Origin of the sequence: Methylobacterium sp. ap11 (assembly GCF_900110515.1) — a bacterium.
In the GTDB taxonomy this organism is placed as follows: Bacteria; Pseudomonadota; Alphaproteobacteria; order Rhizobiales; family Beijerinckiaceae; genus Methylobacterium; species Methylobacterium ajmalii.
The window spans coordinates 1-22,780 of record NZ_FOEB01000008.1; the positions used below are offsets into that span (position 1 = coordinate 1).

Below are 22,780 nucleotides of genomic sequence, written 5' to 3' on the forward strand. Positions count from 1 at the left end.
AGGGAATGTTCATGCCTCCCACGATGGGGAGGACGGATCAGACCATCATCGGCCCGAGGCGATCCACCGCCATCCACGCAAAACGAGCAAGAACCACCGATCCGGGGCAATCCCAATCCCAGGGCGAGCTGGTGCTGCTGCGGCAGCTGCTACGCTGGGCCTCGCGGCAGGGCTACCTGAAGACGCCACCAGAGGTCACCATCAAGGCCCGGCGCACGCCGGACAACCGGCGACCTAGCTTCGAGCCGCACGAGTTCGCGCACCTGCAGAAGATCAGCCTCGGCCGGCTGGCGGACCCCATCATGGACGGCACCGGTGCGCTCGTAGAGGCCAGCGACAAGCGGCGCTGGCGCATCAAGCGGCTGGACGACCACACGCGGCGGGATCGTACCCTGCTGCACGCCTACGTGATAATCGGCGCGTTCTCGGGGCTCAGGCCGACGGAGATGTACAATCTGACGTAGGGGGATGTGCTCGGCTATCGGGCGGGGCGGGGCAAGCCGGTCGGCGACCGCGACATCCGGCTGCAGGTACGAGGCAAGGGCAAGAGCGGCAAGGCGATCCCGCAGAAGGCCGCGATCCCGTGGTTCGATACCCGATGGATGGGATTACCCCGTTTCTGGTTCTTGCTCACTTTGCGTAGGTCAGGCGGCCAGAACCATGCGGCGCTTCAGGAGATCGAGGCCTGCCCGTCCGTAGCACTGGCGCTTGATGAGCTTGAGCCGGTTGACCTGGCCTTCCGCCTGGCCGCTACTCCATGGCTCCATGAGAGCAGCCCGGACGGCAGCGATGTCCGCCTCCAATCCCGAGGCGAACGTCGCGATGGCGGGAGCGTCGCAGGTCCGTGCCTGCGTGATCCAGGCGGCGATGTCCGCTGCGCCGTCCGCATCCTGATCATTGGTGACGGTCTTGCCCTTCCCGGCGGCGCGCACCAGGGCCGTGAAGCGGCCAGCCAGACCCGTGATCGTCCGTGCGGTGTCATCCTGCTCGACGCGTCTCACCACAGCGGCGTCGCTCGCATTTAGCCCCGAGGGTGAGGCAGTAGAACCGCCGCACCTCGATGCGGAGCCTTGTCTGCGATGCCGACAGCGGCAGGTCGGCGGGATGGCGGTGGTAGCGGCTATGGGCGGACCGGCTCGCCTGCCCGCACTCGGGGCATCGGCCGCTGGCTGCGTCCAGTCGCACCGGGACGACGAGGTGATCGTCGTGTCGTTCGACGAGATGCGCAACGCGGCACTCGGGGATGGCGAAGGGAATGTTCATGCCTCCCACGATGGGGAGGACAGATCAGACCATCATCGGCCCGAGGCGATCCACCGCCATCCACGCAAAGTGAGCAAGAACCACCGATCCGGGGCAATCCCAGACCCGAACCCAGCTCATCCGCTTCCGCAGCGATCCCGGCGCCTATCTCAACGTTCTCGAACGATAGGCTCGACGGCAGACTTCGTCATCCTAGTTTTTTGGGAAACCTTTCGGCGCTTCGAGCGTAGCGTCGGCTTCAGACATTCCGCCAGAGGATCGACCGCGATGGAACCGATGAAGCCCATGGAACCCATGAAGCCGATGGAGCCGATGAAGGGCTCGGAGCCCTGGTGGCCGCAGGAACTCGGCCAGCCTTCGACCAGTGGCGGTCAGGACGGTATGCGCTACGCGTTCTTCCCCGATAAGCAGCGGCTCCTCGTCGAGACCGACGGCAAGCTGGCTACCTACGATAGCGGCGACCACCGCATCAGCGGCGTCTCCCAGTCGAACGGTCGGGCACCGAGCTTCACCACCCAGAATGGCGACGTGAATGTAAACGACCTCAAGGTCGTGGATTGAGGGAGGCTCCGGTACGAGGCCTTCCCGCGCCGGCTCAAGCCACGGCACGGGAAGACCCTGTGGGGGACGGAGTAACAGCGCGCAATTATCTGCGAGCACGTCGCACGCCGGTCTGGGCTTGGCGCCGATCCACCGGTTGGTCATCCTCACGAACGCTGATGTGAACGAGGAGGCGGCGAACTCGCAGGCCTTGATGACCAGGCAGTCACTGGCGGTGGCATCGCTGTCGCTGGCACGAGGCAGGCCGGCCAGAGCATCCATCAGTTCCTGCGCCGATCAATGCGGGCGTTAACAGCAGCAAAGCCCCTCGGGGTAGCGCTCCTACCATGACGTCGAACGCTCGTGGTTACCGAGGGTGCACTCAGCGAGCGGCATCCCAGGGGTCAGCTCGCCCCATGCCCTGGGCTGGGGGAGGGCACATATCGTTGAAGCTTGAAAGGCGTTATGCCGCGCGTTCGGGAACGCGCCAGAAGCTCATGCCGCTGCGTCGGTCCGGCAGTCCTGGGGCATCCCGAGCCCAGCGCGACAACTTCAGCTTACACGAAGTAGCTCTGCTGGGAGCGGCTTTCCATGGGCGCAGCAGGATACGGCCACACGTAGACCTCCGCACCGCTTTCACGAGGGACCGCAGGGCCGGAAGGCCGACGCCATTTTCGCGAAATCTGCTTGGATTCCTCTTTCATAAGCGTAGATCGGCCCTGATCGCCGTAGCATCCGCGATAGGGCCGGCCCACGTGACCACCTTATTAGGCCTCAGGGTCAGTTGCGGGCGTCCAACTCCGACACGCCGCTATTGCGATCAGAATAGGCTGCCTGGAACGCCGGGCGCGCCTGCCAGCGTTGCCAGAAGGCATCGAGGTACTCGAACCGCTCGTCCAGGGGGGTCGCGTTCACGGGGAACTTCGAGAACGCCACCGCCGTCGCCAGGGTGATGTCCGAGAAGGTCGGAGCGTCTCCGCCGAGAATCCAGGAGCGGCCGTCGGACAGATGCCGATCCACCAGTCCCGCGTGGGCCAGCGCCTCCTTGCGGCAATGCTCGCCCCAAGCCGGGTTGTGCGTCAGTTCGAGCTTCAGCCCGAGGCCCTGGTGTAGGACGTGGAACATCGTGGTGATGCGGTAGAGGATGTGAACCCAGATGCGGTTGTCCCACATCGCGTCGAGACCCTGCTCCATCGGCGACTCGCCCATGATGCGGCGGCCCGGGAAGCTCTGGTCGAGATAGCGGACGATGGCGGTCGTCTCGGAGAGAATGCTGCCATCCGCAAGGCGCAGGGTCGGCGTCTCGCCCCACGGGTTCATCTTGAGGTGGCGCCACTGCCGCTGCTCGCCGCCGGGAGCCATGTCGTAGATGTGTTCTTCGAGCTGATCGGCGATGCCCTTCTCGTGCAGGAAGAGGCGCACGCGCTGCGGGTTCGGAAACGCCGAGGGGGAGGTGAAGAGGTAGGGCTTAGCCGTCATCGAGTCATCCTCACGATCGTCATATACCTGTCGTCAGGTAGGTGAGCCTTCGTACGGGCTTCACACCTCGCTTGTCAAAGCCTATCTATCGTCAGGTAGTGGGGGGCAGGGATGAGCGGCGACACCAGGGACCGGATCATGGAGGCCGCGCGGCTTACCGTTCAGGACCTCGGCTATAATGGCCTCAGCTTCCGCGAATTAGCCAAAGATGTTGGGATCAAAAGCGCAAGTATTCACTACTATTTTCCAACAAAGGGTAATCTTTGCGAGGCAATCGTTAGGCGATATATCGATCGCTACGAGCGCTACCTTCAAGATATCCTGAATGATGCCACGGACAGCACGACCGCGATGCGGCGATACACCGACGTGTTTCGAGACACGCTGCTGAACGGCAATCGCATGTGTTTGGCCGGGATACTGGCTGCGGAACGTAACGACGTCCCTGACGAGGTTCGTACCGAGGTCGTCAGGTGGGGCGAGATGAACGAGCGCTGGATTGGACGGGTATTGGCTCCGGGGGTTGATAATCCCCAGGAGGACATCCGGCGGCGGGCGAAGGCCATCTTCGCTGCGGTGTCGGGCGCGCAGATGATCGCGCACGGCCGGGGCGAAGTCGCCTTCTACGACGAGGTCGTCTCGGCTTACCGGGAGAGCGGCTTTATACCGTGACCAAGGTCACATGCCCTCTGAGCGGACGTTGCGAGCGCCTGCTTCGGATCGAGATCCGCGGTTCCGCGCCTGCCGACGCGAAACCTCTTCCTGGCAAAGCGCGACCGTCACCGCCCTCCAACGCTCGTCGGTGTTCGCGGATGGCATCTCGGTGGGAACCGGGAACGCGACATGCGACGTGTAAGGTTCGCATGGCGCACCGTACGATACTCAGCGGTTTGGGGAGTCCGATCGGGTAATCGCACGTCCCCCTGAGAGCGGGCGCACGGCTGCCTGGTGGCGGCCCTGCCGGTTCCTACGGAACCTTGCTCCACTCTTCACACGGCGACCGACGCCGGCGGGGCGTGAGGTCACGAGATAGTATGGCGATCACATCGCGGAGATTCTGCGGGTTCTCGCCCGTCGCCATGCCGCGATGGCGGCCCGGCGGATTTCGTAGGCCATGCGCTGCCGCGTCCCCGGCTCACCCATGCCGAGAGGCCCGTAGCCATGCAGCAGGACGCCATCTGGACCGTGGAGACGCCGAAGTTCGGCTCGCCACGCACGATCGGCCAAGGCGAGTTGATGTTCGGTCTCGATCAGGCACTGCGCATCCAGCGCGACCCCCGATGCAGTCACTCCCGATGCGGTCATGGCGCTGCAAGCCGCTTGGTGTTCGCCGCGACATGCTCGCGATAGCGGGCGATCACCGCGTCGGGAGACCCGCCGAACGAGAGCGTCACCATCGCCTCGCCAGCTGCCGAGACTTTCTCCGTCACCATGGATTGAGCCTCGGCCCACCCCTCCTGGCCACCCCAGGCCAGCCGGACCATTCGCAGTTCGACGACCTTCTGGGCTTCGATCGCGAGCATCATCGAGGACAGAAACAGGTTGATCATGTCTCGCTCCGCACCGCGGCAGATGCGGCACGGGGTCAACCCGCCACGACCGAGAATCGATCCGGTGGCGAAACGCAGCGCTGCCCTGCAGCCTGTCCCCGTGACCAGGGGTGTCCCACGTGACCCCACGAGCCGATCGCGAGGTCCGGATCATCTCACGCCGTGAGCGGCAATGCCTCCTCGGTCGTCACCCGAAAGCTCACGAGGGTGTTCGGCCCGAATGTGAGCGTCAGGGGCACGTCGGCAGCGTCGCGCCCATAGGCGATCAGGATCCTGCCGATGCGCGGGCTGTTGTTGCGCGGATCGAAGGTGTGCCAGCGACCGCCCAGAAAGACCTCCATCCACGCCGCGAAATCTCCTGGAGCATGCGGGAGAGGCAGACCGATGTCGCTAACGTACCCGGTGCAGTAGCGAGCCGGGATGTTGAGGCAGCGGCAGAACGCGATCGCCAGGTGGGCGTAGTCGCGACAGACGCCGCGACGCTCCTCAAAGGCCTCGAGCGCCGTGCGCGTGGGACGGGAATGCTCGTAACCGAAGGTGATGCGATCGTGCACGTAGTCGCAGATCGCTTGCACCCGCGCCCATCCCGGCGTCATGGCCCCGAACAGGTCCCAGGCGGTCTGCGAAAGGCGATCGGTCTCGCAGTACCGGCTCCCGAGCAGATAGAGCAACGTCTCCACGGGCAGGCTGCGCACCTCTTCCTGCCGCGCGCCCGTGTCGGTCATGTCCCAGTTGCCATGGTCGCGCACGACCGTGTCGGTCCGGAGCGTGAAGCGCCCGGCCGGCGCGACGAGCCGATTGCACCAGTTCCCGAATGTGTCCCGATACCCTTCGAGGGGCACAGCCGGTACCGTCAACACATTGTCCGGTCGCTCGAGATCGGAGAAACGCGACGCGTGGACGTTGAGCATCGTGACGACCGGCGTGTCCTGCACGAAGTCGTAGGTCATTTCACAGCCGACATGGATGCGCATCGCGTGTCTCCAGGGGAACGGCAGGGTCGCGCGCTCCCTGAACGCGGATCGGATCGCGTCTCCGGTTCACGTGGCTGCCCTCGAACGATCCATGACACGAATGGGCATTCTGTACAGCACGAACCAGAAGCTTTTCCGGTCGCCGCGCCGGACCGCGATGACCGAAGCGAAACCGGGCCTACAGCGCGGCGGCCGATCGCTACCTTCCGTGGCGACATTCGCGTTCGTCGCGGACCTTTCGACGTCGTGGACCAGACGGGCTGAAACCCGCGACAGCGTCGGAATCCGGCTGGCACCCTATGATCTCAATTTATGATAGAGTGAATTTTTGAGAGGTCTCTCGATGAACATGCAAAAGAATGCAGTGCTGTTTCCGACTGCGATGATCTGCGCAATTTTTCTTTCCGGCGCAAGGTCGAGTGTCGAGGCGCGCCCGGCAGGTGCCGGGATCGGTTCCGGGCAGTCCACCGAGCGATCCATCGATGGAGTCGCGTCCAAGGTCAAATTGGATCCCACGAAAATCGCAGAGGGCGCGAGAAGAAGAAGGGATGCCGATCGGAAGCGCGACGAGCGCATGAATAAGCTCGGCGCCTCGATTTGCACGGGCTGCGGTGGCCCCATCGTTCCATTCGACCCGACCGGAGGCACACGGGCCATCGGCGCCGGATCGAAAACGCCAAGACGCTGAATGGCAGATCTTGATCCGTCGTCATGCACGCCGCCGGGGGGACATGCACGGAGACCCGGCTGCTCGGGGCCGGCGATAACCTCGAAGCGCTTCGGAGGCGATTTAGAGCATTTTCCGACGAAGTGGGAACCGGTTCGTCGAAGAAAATGCGTCAAAATCAAAGACATAGAGAAGCTTCGCGATTGCAACTCGATCGTGAAGCGCTCTAGAGCGCTCGCTAGTTGTTTGATCCCGGGGTTTGATGGTGCACTCTTCACGCGCGAGTGGAAGGATGCGCTGTGGGCCAGGTTCACCACGGCAGCGCCACAACGACTGCGGCGATCCGTCGAACGATCCAGCATAGTCAAGACATCTTGAGAAATCTCGACCCGCGCTACGGCATCGATCCCAAGACCGTTGCCGAATGGAAGCAGTGAACCTCAACCGAGGACGGCAAGACAGGGCCATACTAACCAAAATCAACGATACTGTCGAACCAGGACGAAGCCGTCATCGCGGCGTTCCGACGCCACACTCTCCTTCCGCTGGATGATTGCCTCTACGCTCTGCAGACGACGATCCCGCATCTGACGCGCTCGTCACTGCATCGTTGCTTGCCGCGCCACGGCATCTCGCGGTCAACTGAAACGAATGACGAGCAGCCCAAGCGTTCCAAGCTCAAACGTTACCCGATCGGCTACTTCCACATCGACATTGCCGAAGTCAGAACACAGGAAAGCAAGCGCTACCTGTTCGTCGCCATCGACCGGACGTCCAAGTTCGCTTTCGTCGAGCTGCATGAGACGGCAACCCGCCGTGTGGCTGGCGACTCCCTCGAAGCTCTCGCCGGTGCTGTTCCCTACAGGGTCCAGATCGTGCTCACCGACCACGGCACACACTTCACCGACCCGACCGGCGATGGGTGGACGCCCGACGACGTCAAAGCGATGCGGGCCGAGAAGATTTTGTCTCGTTGTCACGCCTTCGAAGCGGCTTGTGCTGATCTCGACACCGAGCATCGTTTGACAAAGCCTCGTCATCCCTGGACGAACGGTCAGGTCGAGCGGATGAACCGGACGATCAAGGAAGCGACCGTGAAGCGCTTCCATCATGATAGCCACGATCAGCTTCGACAGCACCTCGCTGATTTTGTCGCTGCCTATAACATCGCACGTCGTCTCAAGACCTTACGCGGCCTCACGCCCTGCGAGGCCATCTGCAAAGCCTGGACAGACGATCCGTCCAGGATCACGCAGAACCCACACCACCAAACTCCGGGACCAAACATCCAGGCATCCGCAGCTCACGCGACAGACAACGCCCACCCTCGGCGCTGGAATCCGCCCGCGGTTCGAAGCCGATCCGGTTCGATCAGCCGCAGACCGTCTCACGCATCGGTCACGCCCGCCGCGTCCTGCGCCTTCAGCACGTCCGGGCGCGGCATCGAGATGATGTTGTAGCCCGAATCGACGAAGTGGGTCTCGCCGGTGACGCTGCCCGAGAGCGGGGACAACAGGTAGAGGCCCGAGCCGCCGATATCCTCCAGCGTCGCGGTGCGGCGCAGGGGGGCGTGGGCGGCCTGGTGGTTGAACATCAGCCGGGCGTCGGCGATGCCGGCGCCTGCGAGCGTCCGCACGGGGCCGGCCGAGAGCGCGTTGACCCGGATGCCCTGGGGGCCGAGATCGGCCGCGAGGTAGCGCACCGAGGCCTCGAGCGCCGCCTTCGCCAGCCCCATCACGTTGTAGTTCGGCATGACGCGGGTCGAACCGCCATAGGTCAGCGTCAGGAGGCTTCCGCCCGGCCGCATGCGCTTGGCCGCCCGCTGGGCCACTTCCGTGAACGAGAAGCAGGAGATCACCATCGTGCGGGAAAAGTTCTCCCGCGTGGTGGCGTCGACGTAGCGGCCCTTGAGCTGCGCCTTGTCGGAGAAGCCGATGGCGTGGACGATGAAGTCGAAGCCCTCGGGCCAGGCCTCGTCGAGGGCGGTGAAGACCGCATCGACGCTCGCCAGATCCTCGACGTCGCAGGGGAGGACCAGGGATGAGCCGAGGGTCTGGGCGAGCGGCCCGACGCGGCGCCCCAAAGCCTCGCCCTGGTAGGTGAAGGCCAGTTCGGCACCCTGGGCCCTCAGGGCCCGGGCGATGCCCCAGGCGATGGAGTGGTCGTTCGCGACGCCCATCACGAGGCCGCGTCTGCCTGCCATCAAACCCGTCACGCCTGATCCTCCGCTCCGGCATATTCCGACGACGGATCGTCGAGAGAAAATGCGGCAACTCAAAAAACGAGAGCATCGCGCGATCGCGCGATGCTCTCGTGTCGATGGATCGGGCGTTTACGCGGGCGGCCGGCTCCTGTCCACGTGTCGGGGACAGGGAACCGCGTCAGGCGTCGACGTGCTTGAGCACCAGGGTGGCGTTGGTGCCGCCGAAGCCGAACGAGTTGCTCAGCACGTGGCCGAGCTTCGCGTCGTCCTGGCGGGCGCGCAGGATCGGCATGTCGGAGAAGGCCGGGTCGAGCTCGTCGATATGGGCGCTCTCGCAGATGAAGCCGTTGTTCATCATCAGCAGCGAGTAGATCGCCTCCTGCACGCCGGTGGCGCCGAGCGAGTGGCCGGTGAGCGACTTGGTGGCGGCGATCGGCGGGCAGGCGTCGCCCGCGCCGAACACCTCGCGGATCGCCTCGATCTCCTTATCGTCGCCGACCGGGGTCGAGGTGGCGTGCGGGTTGATGTAGTCGATCCGGGCGCCCTTCAGGCCCTCGATCGCCTGGCGCATGCACCGCACCGCGCCCTCGCCGGAGGGAGCCACCATGTCGTGGCCGTCGGACGTCGCGCCGTAGCCCGCGACCTCGCCGTAGATGCGCGCGCCGCGGGCACGGGCATGCTCCAGCTCCTCCAGCACCAACACGCCGGCGCCGCCCGCGATGACGAAGCCGTCGCGGTTCCTGTCGTAGGCGCGCGAGGCCCGGGCCGGGGTGTCGTTGTACTTGGAGGACATCGCCCCCATGGCGTCGAACAGGACCGAGAGGGTCCAGTCCAGCTCCTCGCAGCCGCCCGCGAAGATGATGTCCTGGCGGCCGGCCTGGATGATCTCGGCGGCGTTGCCGATGCAGTGGTTCGAGGTCGCGCAGGCCGACGAGATCGAGTAGTTCACGCCGCGGATCTTGAACCAGGTCGCGAGCGTGGCCGAGGCCGTCGAGGACATGGCCTTGGGCACCGCGAACGGCCCGACGCGCTTCGGCCCCTTGGCGCGGGCGATGTCGGCGGCCTCGACGAGCGCGCGGGTCGAGGGACCGCCCGAGCCCATGATGATGCCGGTGCGCTCGTGCGAGACCTCGGCCTGCTCGAGGCCGGCGTCGCGGATCGCCTGCTCCATCGCGACGTGGTTCCAGGCGGTGCCGCCACCGTGGAAGCGCATCGCGCGGCGGTCCACCACCTCCTCGGCGTTGAGGGTCGGCGCGCCCGCAACCTGGCTGCGGAAGCCGTGCGCGGAAAAATCCTCGGCGCGCGAGATGCCCGAGCGCGCCTCGCGCAACGACGCCAGCACCTCCTGGGTGGAATTTCCGATGGACGAGACGATGCCCATCCCGGTGATTGCCACGCGCCTCATGATCGTCGGAACCCTCCGGAGCGGCGTCACGGACAAGCCCGTGAACGCCCGCGGGCGCTCTCGCCACGCGGGTGTCACCTAGGCGCCCTGCGTCCCAATCTCAACCGCCCGTTCGGGGAAAGGCTCCCGGCGGGCGGCTCGCGCCCGCACGAGCGGACCTCGTGCCCAGAACGAGCGCTTCGCACCCGCATCGGCGGGCGGGTTCGACCCGCGGTCGCGGGTCGGGCCGTCGGTTTCAGGCGGCGGGCGTCGCGGTCTGGAACAGGCCGACGCGCAGGTCGCTCGCCTCGTAGATGCGGCGGCCGTCGGCCTCGAGCCAGCCGTCGGCGATGCCGAGCACCAGGCGGCCTTGGCGCACCCGCTTCAGGTCGACGCCGTAGACGACCTTCTTGACGCTCGGGAGCACCTGGTCGCTGAACTTGACCTCGCCGACGCCGAGCGCGCGGCCGCGGCCCGGCGAGCCGAGCCAGCCGAGGTGGAAGCCCACCATCTGCCACAGCGCGTCGAGGCCGAGGCAGCCCGGCATCACGGGGTCGCCCTGGAAGTGGCAGGGGAAGAACCAGAGGTCGGGACGCACGTCGAGCTCGGCGACGACGTGGCCCTTGCCGTAGGCGCCGCCCTCGCGGCCGATCGAGGTGATGCGGTCGAACATCAGCATCGGCGGCAGCGGCAGCTGGGCGTTGCCGACGCCGAACATCTCGCCGCGGCCGCAGGCCAGCAGGTCCTCGTAGGAGAAGTGCGAGGGCCGGCTCGGGGCGTCGGGAGCGGAGGTCTGGTCGGCGGACATGTGCGGGGCGAATTCCTCGTGCGGGACGCCGCGGGCGCTCCGGCGATGGGCCGGTCCGCGGCGGGGTGGCGCTTCGTTAACACAGCGCCCGGGACTGTTCAAAGCCGCGCCGCCGCCTTAGTCTGTAACGCTTCTGATCTGCGCCGCGACGGCCCCGGTCGGGTTGCGGCAGGACAGGCGCGGGCCTATAACGACAGTTGTCCTTGTCGCAGTCCAACGAGTCGATAGTCCCGCTGATGAACGACCTGTCGCCCCTGCGCGCCGTCCTCGGCGCCCGCGTCCCGGCCCTCGAGACCGGCGCTGCCGGGCAGCGCCGCGGTTGCCCGCTGTCGGAGCTTCGGGACCGTCTGCGTCGCGCCGGCCTGCGCCCGACCCGCCAGCGCCTCTCCCTCGGCTGGCTGCTGTTCGGCAAGGGCGACCGCCACCTCACCGCCGAAATGCTGTACGACGAGGCGATGCGGGCGAAGGTCCCGGTCTCGCTCGCCACCGTCTACAACACCCTGCACCAGTTCACCGAGGCCGGCCTGCTGCGTCAGCTCGCGCTCGACGGCTCCAAGGCCTATTTCGACACCAACCCGAGCGAGCACCACCACTTCTTCCTCGAGGAGGAGGGCCAGGTCCTCGACATGCCGGATTGCGGCATCACCGTCGATTCGCTGCCCCAGGCCCCCGAGGGCATGGAGATTGCCGGCGTCGAGGTGATCGTGCGCCTGCGCCGCCGCACCGGCCGGGCCTGATCCACAGCCGAATTCGGACCGAATGTAAGGGCCGCGCCTCCGCAAGGAGCGCGGCCCTTCTGCTGTCCGGAAGCCGGGCCCGCCTCAGTCCACCTTCTCGTTCGGGTAGACGCCCCAGAGCCGGTCCTGGCGCATGTACCCGTCGACGTCGCCGCGCCGCTGCGGCAGCGCCACGATGAGGCGGCACCAATTGCCGTCGCAGGTCTTCACGCTGCCGATCACCCCGGCCTGGAGCTGCGCCACCACGCCGCTGCCCGTATCGGCCCGGTCGTAGAGCGGCACCGGTGCCCCCTTGTCCTTGTCGCCGCGGTTGAGCACCACGGCGGTGCGCCGGCCCGACAGCAGCGAGTGCAGCACCCAGCCCTCCGTGCCCTCCGAGTCGCGGATCCGGCGCCAGGTCTCGTACTCGGCGATGATCTCGACCGGCAGGCCGGCGCGCTGGAACACCCACAGGGTGCGGTGGTCCTTCGACGGGCCCTCGCGCAGGTTCACCCGGTCGGTCTTGAGGCTGACGTAGCGCGGGATCGGCAGCTTGGTCGCCGGGCCGATGGTGACGCCGATCTCGCCGGGGGCGGGGTTGACCGCGGGGGTCGGCGGCGCGGCGTGGGACGGCGCTGCCAGCATCAGGACGGCGGGCACCGCCAGCATCAGCAGGGCGGGGATCGCCAGGGCGAGAAGGCGCGGGTGGAGCGTCACGATCGGTCTCCCATCCGGCGGCGCGGGGCCGCGGCGCGGATTGTCTTCCGGTCGGCCTCTGCTAGAGAGGCCGCCGGGCCCCGGATCGAGGGGTGCGTACCCGCCCGTATCGCCGGGGCGTGGTTAAAGGGGCGTAACGACGCCTGTGGCCCGCACCAAGGCGGGGCTTTTCGCCGGGCCGCCGCGTCGCCTATCGTGCGGTGCGGGAGCCCGTGACGCGTGTCGGGACCGCACGGACGGGCCGAGGGCCCGCCCGGTGGCGAGGGAGGGATCATGTCGTTGAAGCGCAAGCCGCTCGTGGTGGTCACCCGGCGCCTGCCGGACGTCGTGGAGACGCGGATGCGCGAGCTGTTCGACGCCCGCCTCAACCACGAGGACACGCCGCTCACAGGCGCCGCCCTGGCACAGGCCCTGCAGGAGGCCGATGTCCTGGTGCCGACGGTCACGGACGAGATCGACGCCTCGGTGCTCGCGCAGGCCGGCCCGAACCTGCGCCTGATCGCCAATTTCGGCAACGGCGTCGACCATATCGACGTCGGCGTCGCGCTCCAGCGCGGCATTACGGTCACCAACACGCCGGGCGTGCTGACCGAGGACACCGCCGACATGACCATGGCGCTGATCCTCTCGGTCGCCCGCCGGGTCACCGAGGGCGCCCGGATCATCCCGGACGACGCCTGGTCGGGCGGCTGGTCGCCGACCTGGATGCTGGGCCGGCGCATCACCGGCAAGCGCCTCGGCATCGTCGGCATGGGCCGCATCGGCCAGGCGCTGGCCCGCCGCGCCAAGGCCTTCGGCCTGTCGATCCACTACCACAACCGCCGCCGGGTCGGCGCCCGGATCGAGAGCGACCTCGAGGCGACGTACTGGGAATCCCTCGACCAGATGCTGGCGCGGGTCGACATCGTGTCGGTCAACTGCCCGCACACCCCGGCCACCTACCACCTGCTCTCGGCCCGGCGCCTGAAGCTGCTCAAGCCCGAGGCGGTGGTGGTCAACACCGCCCGCGGCGAGGTGATCGACGAGACCGCGCTCGCCCGCCTGATCGAGGTCGGCGACATCGCGGGGGCCGGCCTCGACGTGTTCGAGCAGGAGCCGGCGGTGAGCCCGCGCCTCGTCAAGCTCGCCAAGGCCGGCAAGGTGGTGCTCCTACCCCATATGGGCTCGGCCACCCACGAGAGCCGCGTCGACATGGGCGAGAAGGTCATCATCAACATCAAGACCTTCCTCGACGGCCATCGGCCGCCGGACCGGATCCTGCCCAGCATGCTGTGAGGCGGGGGCCGTCCGGCCTCCGACAGTCCCACGCGTCACCCAGGGTTCCGCCTCGCGGGCCCGGGGTGAGCGAGGAGTGGATCATCGATGATGGCGCCGGCGCTCGGCCGGCGCCTCGTCCGCTCAGCCCTGCAGCGTCGCGTTCAGGCTGATCTTGGCGTTCAGCACCTTCGAGACCGGGCAGTTCTTCTCGGCGATGCCGGCGAGCTCGTCGAACTTCTGCTGGTCGATGCCCGGGATCTTCGCCGTCAGCGTCAGGGCCGAGGCCGTGATGGTGAAGCCCTCGCCGTCCTTCTCCAGGCTGACCACCGCTTCCGTGCGCAGCTCGTCGGCGGTGAAGCCGGCGCCCTGGAGCTGGAAGGCCAGCGCCATGGTGAAGCAGCCGGCATGGGCGGCGGCGATCAGCTCCTCCGGGTTGGTGCCCGGCTCGGTCTCGAAGCGGGTATTGAAGCCGTAGGGGTTGCTCGACAGCACGCCCGACTGGGTCGTGAGCTGGCCCTTGCCCTCCTTGCCGTTGCCCTGCCAAACGGCGTTCGCCTTGCGGTTCATGGCTTCGTCTCCCGTGACCTCGCGCGGGTCCGTCCCGGCGCGCTCACGCCACAGGTAGGTCACGGCGCCGCCAGGTCACCCGTCGCGCCGATTCATCCGTCGCGCAGGTCGTCCTCCGTCTCGGCGTCGATCACCCGGCGGGCCAAGGTGAGAGCGAAGCCCGCCCGCGCCATCGCGGCGAGGTCGCGCTCGCGGGCGTTAGCCCGCGCGGCCGGCTGGCGGAACGGGCCGAGGCGGCGGCGCTTGGCATAGGCGAGGGCGGCCTCGTCCTCGCTGCCGTCCTCCTGCCCGGCCAGCACCGCGCCCACCGTCTCGCGATCCACCCCCTTGGCGGCGAGCTTGGCGCCGATCGCCCGGGCCGAGCCGCCGCGGCGGCGCAACGAGCGCACCTTGGCGGCCGCGAAGGCGGCGTCGTCGACGAGGCCGGCCCCGAGCGCCCGGGCCACCACCGTCTCGACCATCTCGGAAAAGTCGTCCGGCGCCTCGCCGCGCAGGCGGCAGCGGGTCTCGACCCGGCGCCGGAGCACCCGGCGCAGCATCTCGGCCGAGGCGCCGTAGCGTTCGAGGTAGTAGAGCGCGGCCCGCTCGAGGTAGGCCGGGGTGATCGGCCGCGCCGCCCTCAAAGCGCCATCGCGGGCGGGTTGATCGGCGCCGTCCCGGATCGCCTCCGTCCCGGCGGAGGCGTCCGCCCCGGGCCCGTGCGAGGGGTGATGCCGGCGTTTCTCCACAAGCGTGAATCCTTCTTCCTCTTGATCGCCCTCGCCCTCGGGGCGGTGGCCGGCGCGGTCCTGTACCTGTCGCGGCCGACGACCCTGCGGGTCGCCGTCGGCCCCCGCGACCGGGTCGAGACCCACCTGATCCAGGCCTATGCCGACGCGCTCGCCCGCGCCCGGGAGGATATACGCCTCGAGGTCGTCCCGTACGACGACGTGCGCGACAGCGCCGCGGCGCTCCAGAGCGGCCGGGCCGATCTCGCGGTGGTGCGCCCCGACGTGCGCCTGCCCGAGAACGGCCTGACTCTGGCGGTGCTGCACGACGAGGCCCTGATCATCGCGGCCCCGCCCGATTCGGGCATCCAGGCCTTCTCGGACCTCGCCGGCAAGCGCCTCGGCCTCGTCGCCCATCACGGCGCCGACCAGCCCCTGGTCGCGAGCCTGCTCGCCTACTACGCCCTGACGCCGACGCCGGCCGGCGCCGCGCCGGCCCCCGCCGATCCCGGCGGCGCGCTGCCCGCCGCCGCCGGCAGCGTCGCCCTCGTCCCCCTGCACGCCTCGGAGGTCGCCGCGGCCTTGGCCGAACACCGGATCGATGCCGCCGCGGTGATCGCCGCGCCCTCGGCGAAATCCGCCGCCCGGGTGGTGCAAGCGGTCGAGGCGGCCGCGCCCGGCCGCGGCGCGACCATCGTGGCGATCCCCGACGGCGAGGCCATCGTCCAGCGCCTGCCCGAGTTGCAGGCCGTCACCATCGCGGCCGGCACCTTCGGGGGCCGCCCCAAGCGCCCGGACGACGAGGTGAAGACGGTCGGCGCCTCCTATCGGCTGATGGCCCGTTCGTCGCTCGCCCGCGATACCGCCGCAAGCGTGACCCAGCACCTGTTCGAGCTGCGCTCGCGGCTCGCCGCGATGGTGCCGACCGCCAACCTGATGAAGGCGCCGGACTTCGACAGCGCCGCCGAGGCGACGAGCGCCCGCCTGCCGATCCATCCCGGTGCGGTCGACTACTACGAGCGCGAGCAGCAGACCTTTCTCCAGCGCTACGAGGACTGGGTGTACCTGGTGGCGTTCTTCGGCGGCGGCCTCGGCTCGGCGGTGGCCTGGCTCGGCCAGCGCCTCGCCCGCGAGCAGCGCGCCCGCATCGACGCCGTCCTCGACCGGCTGCTCGCCATCCTGATCGAGGCGCGGGGCACGCAGGACCCGGCGGCCCTCGAGGCCCTGGCGGCGGAGATCGACGGCCTCGTCGTCGACGTGGTGCGCCACGCCCGCGAGCATTCCACCGACATCCGCACGATGAGCGCGCTGATCCTCGCGGTGGATGCCGCCCGCGCCGCGGTGGCCGATTGCCGCCGGGACGGGGCGCCTGTGCGGGAGCGGGCCGGGCGGGTGCTGTCGCTGCACCCAGCGAGCGGTGCCTGACGCCGAAGAGGTGCCGGGTCTGGAGGGCGAACGATCGGCGGCGTAACGTGACGGCGCCTCGACGGCTCACGACCGTCATAGCCCGCTCGGCCGGAGGTTTCCATGATTCGCGATCCGACGCCCATCTTCCAGGCCGTCCTCGTCGCCGCCGCTGCGTTCGCCGTGACGAGCGCGCGGGCGGCCGAGGCGGGACCCAAGTTCGCCGCGATCCTCGACGTCTGCGAGGCGCGCACCCTGGACGAGGCGACGATCCGGGGCGGCCAGCTCGGCTGGCCCGTCGCACCCGAGGATCGAGCCTGGCGCACCGGCTTCGAGCGGCATAACGGCGGCACCGTACGGGTCGCCGGCTGGCGTCGGGGCCCACGCGACGGCGATGGGCTGCTGTCGTTCTGGGTGGCCTCCGGACCGAACGCTCACACGGCCTGTACCCTCGCCACCGACCGTCCCGGCCTGCTGGAGGAGTTGCGCGGCCGCTTCGGCGCACCCGACACGCTCGACGGGCAGGATGACGTCGTAAGCGCCTTTTGGCGACGCGGCGGCCGAGAAATCGCGTTCACCCGGGTCGGGGCCAGCACAAGCCTCAACCTGTCCCATCGCGATTGATGCTGGCCGTGCCACGAACCGCCCGTGTCGCCACCGTCTGCGACGAGCCTCGACGCGGGGATCTCGGCTCAGCCGATGCGCGCGTTCCGGACGGCCAAGGGAGATGGATCGGCGCACATCCCGGCCCGGATCGTCAGGTGATCAGGTGGTCCCGCCGCCTCAGGGCCGGAAACAGCCGGCCCCACAGGGCCGCCACCGCCACCGTCGCGACGCCGCCGATCACCACCGCCGGCACCGCGCCGACGAAGGCGGCGAGCGTGCCGGATTCGAACTCGCCGAGCTCGTTCGAGGCGCCGATGAACACGGTGTTGACCGCCGCGACCCGGCCGCGCATCGCGTCCGGGGTCTCGCCCTGGACCAGGCTCTGACGCACGTAGACGCTGACCATGTCGGCCGCCCCCGTGACGAACAGGCAGGCCATCGACAGCGGCAGCGAGGTCGAGAGGCCGAAGCCGACCGTGGCGAGGCCGAACACCCCGACGGCGATCAGGAGCCGCGGGCCGACGCCGCGGGTCAGCGGCCGGTGGGCGAGGACGATCGCCGTCAGGACCGAGCCGAGCGCCGGCATGCTGCGCAGGAGCCCGAGGCCGAGGGGCCCGACGAACAGCACCTCCTGGGCGAAGATCGGCAGCAGCGCGGTGGCGCCGCCGAGCAGCACCGCCACGAGGTCGAGGGTGATGGCCCCCAACACCACCGGCTGCGAGCGGATATAGGTGAGGCCCGCGAGCAGCGTGCCCCAGGTGACCGCCGGCCGGGTGGCGACGGCGGCCGGCCGCGGCCGGATGCCGATGATGCTGACGGCGGCGAGGGCGAAGCAGGCGGCGGCGAGCCCGAACACCACCGCGGGCCCGAGCGCGTAGAGCAGGCCGCCGAAGGCCGGGCCGGTCACCGACGCGCTCTGCCACAGCGACGAGTTGAGCGCGATGGCGCTGCCGAACTGCTCGCGCGGGACCAGGGTCGGCAGCAGGGCCTGGCTCGCCGGGTTGGCGAAGGCGCGGGCGGTGCCGACGAGGATCATCAGGGCGTAGATCGGCCAGACCGGCGCCGCATGGGAGGCGGCGAGCGCCATCAGGCCGAGGCCGGCGAGCGCCAGGAGCCCGTAGGAGAGCGCCGCCACCCGGCGCCGGTCGTAGGTGTCGGCGACGTGGCCGGTGACCAGGGCGCCCAGCATCGCCGGGGCGAAGCTCGCGAGGCCGACGAAGCCCAGCGCCAGCGCGCTGCGGGTCAGGTCGTAGACGAACCAGCCCACCGCCACCGCCTGCATCTGGTAGGCCAGGCCGGTGAGGAAGCGGGCGCCGCCGAAGAGCCGGAAGTCGCGATTGCGGAAGAGCGTCCAGCCGGACGGGGCGGGGGAGAGCATGGTCGGTCCGTGCCCGCCGGATCGGGCGGCGGGATTGAGGAGGAGGGCCCGTCGCGACGGGCGATCAGGCCAGGAGCTTGCGGGTCAGGATCGAGAGACCGAAGGCCAGGGCCGACACGGCGACCGAGATCGCGATGAAGAGCGTGCGGCGCGGCTGCTGGGCCGATTCGGCCCGCACCGGCTCGACGATCATGCTGAAGAACTCGATCTGCCGGTCGGCGATCATCCGCGAGCGCTCCCGCGACGCGATGGTGGCCGAATAGTACTTCTCGGCGGTCTTGCGCTCGGCGTCGAGCTCCTCGAACCGGGTCAGCGTCGCCGAGAGCACCCGGCGCTGGTCCGGATCCTGGTTGGCCGCCTCGCGCTCGATGCGCGCGATGGTGTCGTCGAGCTGGGCGATCTGCGCCTTCAGGTCCTGGATGCTGCGGCTGTCGTCGCGCAGGTCGCGCTGGAGCAGGCTGAGCTTGACCGCGAGGCCGATCCGCTGCGAGCGGATCTCGGCGATCATCTTCAGGTTCGTGTCGTTGGATTTCTGGGCGTCGAGCACGCCGTCGCGGTTGCGCAGGTCGCGCACGGCGAGGTGCAGCTTGGTCAGCCGCTCCTCGGCGCGCTTCATCTCGCGCTCGCTCTCCGCCAGGGCGTCGTTGCGGGCCCGCACGGTGAGCTGGTTCACCAGCCGCTCGCTCTCGGCGAGCACGGCCCTGCTCAACGTCAGGGAATCGTCCGGGTCGAAGGCGTTGATCGAAACCCCGATCAGGCCGGACGTCTCGATGGTAACCTTGACCCGGTCGGCCCAGTACTTGACGAGCTTCTCGATCGGCTTCTCGGGATCGAATCGGGAATAGGCATCGATGTCGCTGCGGGAGAACATCTGTCGCAGCGGCAGGCTGCGTTCGAGGGTCTCTATCATCGTCCGGCTCTTGATGTACTCGCCGACGATCATCGAGTCCTGGGCGATCATCTGGGCCGGGACGCTCGACGAGGTACCGACCGCATCGGGCGCCGCCTTCTCGGCCCCGCCGATCGCCGGGCGCAGGGCGAAGCGGGCGTCGGTGACGTAGCGGTCCGACAGGTAGAGGCCGAAGAACACCGCGCTGCCGACCGATGGGAGCACGAACAGGAACAGGAACAGGAGCGGGGTCACGATGTCCCGGCGCCGGTGCGCGCGGATCGTGCGGATCGTGGTCTTGTTCGGGTTCGAGAAGCGCGACACCCGGGCCGCCTGCCGCAGGGCCTCGCCGATCATCCGGGAGCGGTCGGCGGGGCTGAGCGCCTTGCCTTCCGGGTTGCGGGCGTCGATCGTCATGGACAGGTGTTCCGGCTGCGGGCGTGGCCGGGGCGCGGGGCGCGCCGGCCGGCAGGAAGAGCGGGTCGTGGATCGCTCACTGGTTGAGGCGCTGGTAGACCTCGATCGCGTCGTTGACGTCGGGATAGATCACGGCGCGGCCGTTCGCCAGCACGATCCCCTGCTGGGCGTAGTCCCGGATCGTATCCATCGAGTGCGAGCACATGATGATGTCGGCATTCGCCCGCCGCTGGCTCCACACCTCCTCGCAGCGCTTGGCGAAGCGCGCGTCGCCGACGCCGGTGATCTCGTCGACGATGTAGCAGTCGAATGGAATCGCCATGCTCATGCCGAAGGCCAGCCGCGCGCCCATGCCCGAGGAATAGTTGCGGATCGGCACGTTGATGTAGTCGCCGAGCTCGGCGAAGTCCTCGACGAAGGCCAGCACCCGGCGCGGATCCTCGCCGTGGATGCGCGCGACGAAGATCACGTTCTCGCGCCCGGTCATGAACGGGTGGAAGCCGCCCGCGAAGCCGAGGGGCCAGGAGATCCGGGTGGTGCGGATCACCCGTCCCCGGGTCGGCAGCTCGCAGCCGGCCAGCAGCCGCAGCGTGGTCGACTTGCCGGCGCCGTTGATGCCGAGGATGCCGTAGCTCACGCCCGGCTTCAGCGTCAGCGACGCCTGGTCGAGGATGACGCGGCGGTACCCGTCCGTCTTGTAGATCTTGGTGACGTTGTCGAGGCGGATCATCGGCGGGAAGGCACGCTCGAAGGGCTGGCGGTCGCCGTCCGGGCAGGGGCCGGACGGCCTTGGGCCTGTCCGATCATGCGCCGCGCCGGCATCCGCACGGTTAACGAGGCAGGCCGCATCGGCCGGCAGCGTCGGGACCTAGGCGGAAAAAGCGGCGAATCTGAGAAGGAACGTCCCGGTCGCACCGGCGCCGCGGGATCGAGCGCCGGACGCACCGGCTCACCCCTCGCGGCTACTCCACCTCGTCCCCGGGCGGCTCCGGCAAGGCCATCACCCGGGGCGGGTGCGCGATCGCCTCCAGGAAGCGAATCAGGTCGCCCGGCGACACCGCCGTGGTGGCGCCGTTGTGGAGCGGATGGAAGTTGACCGGGTCGTGCGCCATCAGCCCGGCATCGAGGACGACCGCGACGGTGCCGTCGCGGTCGTTGACGAGCCCGAACGGCGTCACCGAGCCCGGCCGGACGCCGAGGCGCTCGTAGAGCAACTCGGGCGAGCCGAAGGAGAGCCGCCCGGTGGCGCCGAGCGGTCCGTGGAGGCGCTTGAGGTCGATCCGCGCCTCGGCCTCCGCCACGACGAGGAAAAGCCTCCCGCGCTTGTCCTTCAGGAAGAGGTTCTTCGAATGACCGCCCGGCATCCCAGCCTTGAGGTCGCGGGACTCCGCCACCGTATGCACGGGTGCGTGCACCACGGTGGCGTGAGCGATCCCAAGGCCGTCGAGGAGGGCGAAAAGTGCCTCGGGCGTCGCGGGGTTCATCGCGCGGGTCTCACGCGGCGAGGTGGCGGCCGAGCGCCGCCGGGTCGACGTTGCCGCCCGACAGGATCACGCCGACGCGCTTGCCCTGAACCGCCACCGCGCCCTCGAAGGCCGCTGCCGCGGCGAGGCAGCCGGTCGGCTCGACGACGAGCTTCATCCGCTCGACGAAGAACCGCATGGCGGAGACGAGCTGGGCGTCGGTCGCCGTCACGATGCCGGCGGCCTCGCGCCGGATGATCGGGAAGGTGTGCTGGCCCAGATGCGTGGTCAGCGCCCCGTCGGCGATCGAGACCGGGACCGGGATACGCACCACCTCGCCCTTGGCGAGCGATTGCTGGCCGTCGTTGCCGGCCTCGGGCTCGACGCCCCAGATCTCGACCTCCGGCGACAGGGCCCGGGCCGCGAGGGACGAGCCGGCGAGCAGGCCGCCGCCGCCGAGGCAGACGAGCAAGACGTCGAGGGGGCCGACCTCCTCGATCAGCTCCTTCACGGCGGTGCCCTGGCCGGCGATCACGTCCGGATGGTCGTAGGGCGGGATCACCGACAGGCCGCGCGCCTCGGCGAGCCGCCGGCTCACCGCCTCGCGGTCCTCCTTGTAGCGGTCGTACACGACGATCTCGGCGCCGTAGCCGCGGGTCGCCGCGACCTTGATGGCGGGCGCGTCGTGCGGCATCACGATGACGGTCGGCACGCCCTGCAGCGCGCCGGCATAGGCGATCGCCTGGGCGTGGTTGCCGGACGAGAAGGCCAGCACGCCGCGCTTCCGCTGCTCGGGCGAGAGCGCCGCGATGGCGTTGCAGGCGCCCCGGAACTTGAACGCGCCGGCCCGCTGCAGCGGCTCGGCCTTGAAAAACAGGGTGGCGCCGGTCCGCGCATCCGCGGTGCGGGAGGTGAGCACGGGCGTGCGGTGGGCGATGCCGCGGATGCGCTCCGCGGCGGCCTCGACGTCGGCGTAGGCGAGGCTCATCAGCGGTTCTCGAAGTTGGGTTTGCGCTTCTCGACGAAGGCCGACATGCCTTCCTTCTGGTCGTGGGTGGCAAAGAGCCCGTAGAACACCCGGCGCTCGTAGCGGATGCCCTCGGTCAGCGTGGTCTCGAAGGCGCGGTCGACGCTCTCCTTGGCCACCATCACGGCGGGCAGCGACATCGACGCGATGGTCTCGGCGGCCTTCATCGCCTCGGCGAGGAGGTCGGCCGCCGGGACGACCCGGGCGACGAGGCCGGAGCGCTCGGCCTCCGCCGCGTCCATCATCCGGCCGGTGAGGCAGAGCTCCATCGCCTTGGCCTTGCCGACCGCGCGGGTCAGGCGCTGGGTGCCGCCGGCGCCGGGGATCACCCCGAGCTTGATCTCGGGCTGGCCGAACTTCGCGGTGTCGGCGGCCAGGATGAAGTCGCACATCAGCGCCAGCTCGCAGCCGCCGCCGAGCGCGTAGCCCGCCACCGCGGCGATGATCGGCTTGCGGCGCCGGCCGACCTTGTCCCACTCGCCGAACGGGTCGGCCATGTAGAATTCGGGATGGGTGCGGTCCTGCATCTCGCGGATGTCGGCGCCGGCGGCAAAGGCCTTCTCGGAGCCGGTGATGACGATGCAGCCGATTCCCGCGTCGGCCTCGTAGCCGTCCAGCGCGTGGTTCAGCTCGGCGATCAGCGCGTTGCACAGCGCGTTCAGCGCCGCCGGACGGTGAAGGGTGACGAGCGCCACGCGCCCGCGCGTCTCGACCCGGATGTTCTCGTAGTCCACGGCGTTCCTCCCGCTTCCCTCTCCCGCTTG

Annotated in this window: 23 protein-coding genes and 3 pseudogenes; 10 read left to right on the forward strand and 16 right to left on the reverse strand. The window is 68.9% G+C overall.

Annotated features, from left to right (window positions below; genetic code table 11):
• Positions 1-464 (forward strand): annotated as a pseudogene (locus BMX97_RS13355) (hypothetical protein); the annotation flags it as partial.
• Positions 465-644: 180 nt separating this feature from the next.
• On the opposite strand, the gene BMX97_RS33315 reads toward BMX97_RS13355, so the two are convergent.
• Positions 645-1,004, reverse strand: coding sequence for a transposase (locus BMX97_RS33315; RefSeq protein ID WP_348273122.1), 360 nt, complete (start codon positions 1,002-1,004; stop codon positions 645-647).
• Between the two features lie 526 nt (positions 1,005-1,530).
• On the opposite strand from BMX97_RS33315, the gene BMX97_RS13370 reads away from it, so the two are divergent.
• Entirely contained in the window at positions 1,531-1,824 is a 294-nt protein-coding gene (locus BMX97_RS13370) for a hypothetical protein (RefSeq protein ID WP_091750710.1), read from the forward strand.
• A gap of 145 nt (positions 1,825-1,969) precedes the next feature.
• Positions 1,970-2,154 (forward strand): annotated as a pseudogene (locus BMX97_RS33675) (hypothetical protein); the annotation flags it as partial.
• A 429-nt stretch (positions 2,155-2,583) separates the two neighbouring features.
• On the opposite strand, the gene BMX97_RS13375 reads toward BMX97_RS33675, so the two are convergent.
• Positions 2,584-3,282 (reverse strand): glutathione S-transferase family protein, encoded by a 699-nt coding sequence (locus BMX97_RS13375; RefSeq protein ID WP_091750713.1) that lies wholly within the window; start codon positions 3,280-3,282, stop codon positions 2,584-2,586.
• Between the two features lie 111 nt (positions 3,283-3,393).
• Here BMX97_RS13375 and BMX97_RS13380 point away from each other — a divergent pair, with 111 nt between their 5' ends.
• Positions 3,394-3,954: a TetR/AcrR family transcriptional regulator gene (locus BMX97_RS13380; protein WP_091750716.1), complete on the forward strand. Its 561-nt coding sequence runs from the start codon at positions 3,394-3,396 to the stop codon at positions 3,952-3,954.
• Between the two features lie 629 nt (positions 3,955-4,583).
• On the opposite strand, the gene BMX97_RS13390 is transcribed toward BMX97_RS13380, so the two are convergent.
• Positions 4,584-4,832 (reverse strand): hypothetical protein, encoded by a 249-nt coding sequence (locus BMX97_RS13390; protein WP_091750719.1) that lies wholly within the window; start codon positions 4,830-4,832, stop codon positions 4,584-4,586.
• A 155-nt stretch (positions 4,833-4,987) separates the two neighbouring features.
• Positions 4,988-5,806, reverse strand: a complete 819-nt coding sequence (locus tag BMX97_RS13395; protein ID WP_091750722.1) for a transglutaminase-like domain-containing protein — start codon at positions 5,804-5,806, stop codon at positions 4,988-4,990.
• 343 nt (positions 5,807-6,149) lie between these two features.
• Between BMX97_RS13395 and BMX97_RS32050 the strand changes: the two genes are divergently transcribed.
• Positions 6,150-6,494 (forward strand): hypothetical protein, encoded by a 345-nt coding sequence (locus BMX97_RS32050; protein ID WP_143074615.1) that lies wholly within the window; start codon positions 6,150-6,152, stop codon positions 6,492-6,494.
• A 278-nt stretch (positions 6,495-6,772) separates the two neighbouring features.
• A pseudogene (locus BMX97_RS13400) lies at positions 6,773-7,759 on the forward strand (IS481 family transposase); the annotation flags it as partial.
• Positions 7,760-7,860: 101 nt separating this feature from the next.
• Here the strand turns inward: BMX97_RS13400 and fabI are convergent.
• The 3 genes from fabI to fabA form a co-directional block, all read right to left on the reverse strand.
• Positions 7,861-8,688 (reverse strand): enoyl-ACP reductase FabI, encoded by an 828-nt coding sequence (gene fabI / locus BMX97_RS13405; RefSeq protein WP_091750725.1) that lies wholly within the window; start codon positions 8,686-8,688, stop codon positions 7,861-7,863.
• A 166-nt stretch (positions 8,689-8,854) separates the two neighbouring features.
• Positions 8,855-10,081, reverse strand: coding sequence for a beta-ketoacyl-ACP synthase I (gene fabB / locus BMX97_RS13410; RefSeq protein WP_091750729.1), 1,227 nt, complete (start codon positions 10,079-10,081; stop codon positions 8,855-8,857).
• 235 nt (positions 10,082-10,316) lie between these two features.
• Positions 10,317-10,868 (reverse strand): 3-hydroxyacyl-[acyl-carrier-protein] dehydratase FabA, encoded by a 552-nt coding sequence (gene fabA, locus BMX97_RS13415; RefSeq protein ID WP_091750732.1) that lies wholly within the window; start codon positions 10,866-10,868, stop codon positions 10,317-10,319.
• A gap of 236 nt (positions 10,869-11,104) precedes the next feature.
• Between fabA and irrA the strand changes: the two genes are divergently transcribed.
• Positions 11,105-11,605 (forward strand): iron response transcriptional regulator IrrA, encoded by a 501-nt coding sequence (gene irrA / locus BMX97_RS13420; RefSeq protein WP_048430708.1) that lies wholly within the window; start codon positions 11,105-11,107, stop codon positions 11,603-11,605.
• Positions 11,606-11,689: 84 nt separating this feature from the next.
• On the opposite strand, the gene BMX97_RS13425 is transcribed toward irrA, so the two are convergent.
• Complete coding sequence (locus tag BMX97_RS13425; RefSeq protein WP_244538436.1) at positions 11,690-12,229, reverse strand: SH3 domain-containing protein; 540 nt, start codon at positions 12,227-12,229, stop codon at positions 11,690-11,692.
• Positions 12,230-12,574: 345 nt separating this feature from the next.
• Between BMX97_RS13425 and BMX97_RS13430 the strand changes: the two genes are divergently transcribed.
• On the forward strand, positions 12,575-13,576 hold the full coding sequence (locus BMX97_RS13430; protein ID WP_060846440.1) for a 2-hydroxyacid dehydrogenase: 1,002 nt from the start codon (positions 12,575-12,577) through the stop codon (positions 13,574-13,576).
• Positions 13,577-13,699: 123 nt separating this feature from the next.
• On the opposite strand, the gene BMX97_RS13435 is transcribed toward BMX97_RS13430, so the two are convergent.
• Complete coding sequence (locus BMX97_RS13435) at positions 13,700-14,125, reverse strand: OsmC family protein (RefSeq protein WP_091750735.1); 426 nt, start codon at positions 14,123-14,125, stop codon at positions 13,700-13,702.
• Between the two features lie 92 nt (positions 14,126-14,217).
• Complete coding sequence (locus BMX97_RS13440) at positions 14,218-14,853, reverse strand: regulatory protein RecX (protein ID WP_348273123.1); 636 nt, start codon at positions 14,851-14,853, stop codon at positions 14,218-14,220.
• Here BMX97_RS13440 and BMX97_RS13445 point away from each other — a divergent pair.
• Positions 14,836-16,257, forward strand: a complete 1,422-nt coding sequence (locus tag BMX97_RS13445; RefSeq protein WP_091750738.1) for a TAXI family TRAP transporter solute-binding subunit — start codon at positions 14,836-14,838, stop codon at positions 16,255-16,257. The genes BMX97_RS13440 and BMX97_RS13445 overlap by 18 nt on opposite strands.
• Before the next feature lie 102 nt (positions 16,258-16,359).
• On the forward strand, positions 16,360-16,860 hold the full coding sequence (locus BMX97_RS13450) for a hypothetical protein (protein WP_091750741.1): 501 nt from the start codon (positions 16,360-16,362) through the stop codon (positions 16,858-16,860).
• Between the two features lie 133 nt (positions 16,861-16,993).
• On the opposite strand, the gene BMX97_RS13455 is transcribed toward BMX97_RS13450, so the two are convergent.
• The 6 genes from BMX97_RS13455 to BMX97_RS13480 form a co-directional block, all read right to left on the reverse strand.
• Positions 16,994-18,220, reverse strand: coding sequence for an MFS transporter (locus tag BMX97_RS13455; protein ID WP_091750744.1), 1,227 nt, complete (start codon positions 18,218-18,220; stop codon positions 16,994-16,996).
• Positions 18,221-18,284: 64 nt separating this feature from the next.
• A complete protein-coding gene (locus BMX97_RS13460; RefSeq protein WP_091750747.1) occupies positions 18,285-19,526 on the reverse strand; it encodes a KpsE/RkpR family capsule polysaccharide export protein in 1,242 nt (413 codons plus the stop codon).
• Between the two features lie 76 nt (positions 19,527-19,602).
• Positions 19,603-20,256, reverse strand: a complete 654-nt coding sequence (locus tag BMX97_RS13465) for an ABC transporter ATP-binding protein (RefSeq protein ID WP_091750749.1) — start codon at positions 20,254-20,256, stop codon at positions 19,603-19,605.
• 232 nt (positions 20,257-20,488) lie between these two features.
• On the reverse strand, positions 20,489-21,010 hold the full coding sequence (locus tag BMX97_RS13470; RefSeq protein WP_091750752.1) for a prolyl-tRNA synthetase associated domain-containing protein: 522 nt from the start codon (positions 21,008-21,010) through the stop codon (positions 20,489-20,491).
• A gap of 10 nt (positions 21,011-21,020) precedes the next feature.
• Entirely contained in the window at positions 21,021-21,977 is a 957-nt protein-coding gene (locus tag BMX97_RS13475) for a threo-3-hydroxy-L-aspartate ammonia-lyase (protein WP_091750755.1), read from the reverse strand.
• The gene (locus tag BMX97_RS13480; protein ID WP_060846431.1) at positions 21,977-22,750 is read right to left on the reverse strand and encodes an enoyl-CoA hydratase; all 774 of its coding nucleotides are present in this window, start codon (positions 22,748-22,750) and stop codon (positions 21,977-21,979) included. Before BMX97_RS13480 ends, BMX97_RS13475 begins: the two co-directional genes overlap by 1 nt.
• Positions 22,751-22,780 lie beyond the last annotated feature (30 nt).

What these genes read in the sequence shown, in the direction of transcription:
- BMX97_RS13370 (WP_091750710.1), top strand. Translation starts at nt 1,531, where the DNA reads ATGGAACCGATGAAGCCCATGGAACCCATGAAGCCGATGGAGCCGATG.
- BMX97_RS13375 (WP_091750713.1), bottom strand. Translation starts at nt 3,282, where the DNA reads ATGACGGCTAAGCCCTACCTCTTCACCTCCCCCTCGGCGTTTCCGAAC.
- BMX97_RS13380 (WP_091750716.1), top strand. Translation starts at nt 3,394, where the DNA reads ATGAGCGGCGACACCAGGGACCGGATCATGGAGGCCGCGCGGCTTACC.
- BMX97_RS13390 (WP_091750719.1), bottom strand. Translation starts at nt 4,832, where the DNA reads ATGATCAACCTGTTTCTGTCCTCGATGATGCTCGCGATCGAAGCCCAG.
- BMX97_RS13395 (WP_091750722.1), bottom strand. Translation starts at nt 5,806, where the DNA reads ATGCGCATCCATGTCGGCTGTGAAATGACCTACGACTTCGTGCAGGAC.
- BMX97_RS32050 (WP_143074615.1), top strand. Translation starts at nt 6,150, where the DNA reads ATGAACATGCAAAAGAATGCAGTGCTGTTTCCGACTGCGATGATCTGC.
- fabB (WP_091750729.1), bottom strand. Translation starts at nt 10,081, where the DNA reads ATGAGGCGCGTGGCAATCACCGGGATGGGCATCGTCTCGTCCATCGGA.
- fabA (WP_091750732.1), bottom strand. Translation starts at nt 10,868, where the DNA reads ATGTCCGCCGACCAGACCTCCGCTCCCGACGCCCCGAGCCGGCCCTCG.
- irrA (WP_048430708.1), top strand. Translation starts at nt 11,105, where the DNA reads ATGAACGACCTGTCGCCCCTGCGCGCCGTCCTCGGCGCCCGCGTCCCG.
- BMX97_RS13425 (WP_244538436.1), bottom strand. Translation starts at nt 12,229, where the DNA reads ATGCTGGCAGCGCCGTCCCACGCCGCGCCGCCGACCCCCGCGGTCAAC.
- BMX97_RS13430 (WP_060846440.1), top strand. Translation starts at nt 12,575, where the DNA reads ATGTCGTTGAAGCGCAAGCCGCTCGTGGTGGTCACCCGGCGCCTGCCG.
- BMX97_RS13435 (WP_091750735.1), bottom strand. Translation starts at nt 14,125, where the DNA reads ATGAACCGCAAGGCGAACGCCGTTTGGCAGGGCAACGGCAAGGAGGGC.
- BMX97_RS13445 (WP_091750738.1), top strand. Translation starts at nt 14,836, where the DNA reads ATGCCGGCGTTTCTCCACAAGCGTGAATCCTTCTTCCTCTTGATCGCC.
- BMX97_RS13450 (WP_091750741.1), top strand. Translation starts at nt 16,360, where the DNA reads ATGATTCGCGATCCGACGCCCATCTTCCAGGCCGTCCTCGTCGCCGCC.
- BMX97_RS13455 (WP_091750744.1), bottom strand. Translation starts at nt 18,220, where the DNA reads ATGCTCTCCCCCGCCCCGTCCGGCTGGACGCTCTTCCGCAATCGCGAC.
- BMX97_RS13460 (WP_091750747.1), bottom strand. Translation starts at nt 19,526, where the DNA reads ATGACGATCGACGCCCGCAACCCGGAAGGCAAGGCGCTCAGCCCCGCC.
- BMX97_RS13465 (WP_091750749.1), bottom strand. Translation starts at nt 20,256, where the DNA reads ATGATCCGCCTCGACAACGTCACCAAGATCTACAAGACGGACGGGTAC.
- BMX97_RS13470 (WP_091750752.1), bottom strand. Translation starts at nt 21,010, where the DNA reads ATGAACCCCGCGACGCCCGAGGCACTTTTCGCCCTCCTCGACGGCCTT.
- BMX97_RS13475 (WP_091750755.1), bottom strand. Translation starts at nt 21,977, where the DNA reads ATGAGCCTCGCCTACGCCGACGTCGAGGCCGCCGCGGAGCGCATCCGC.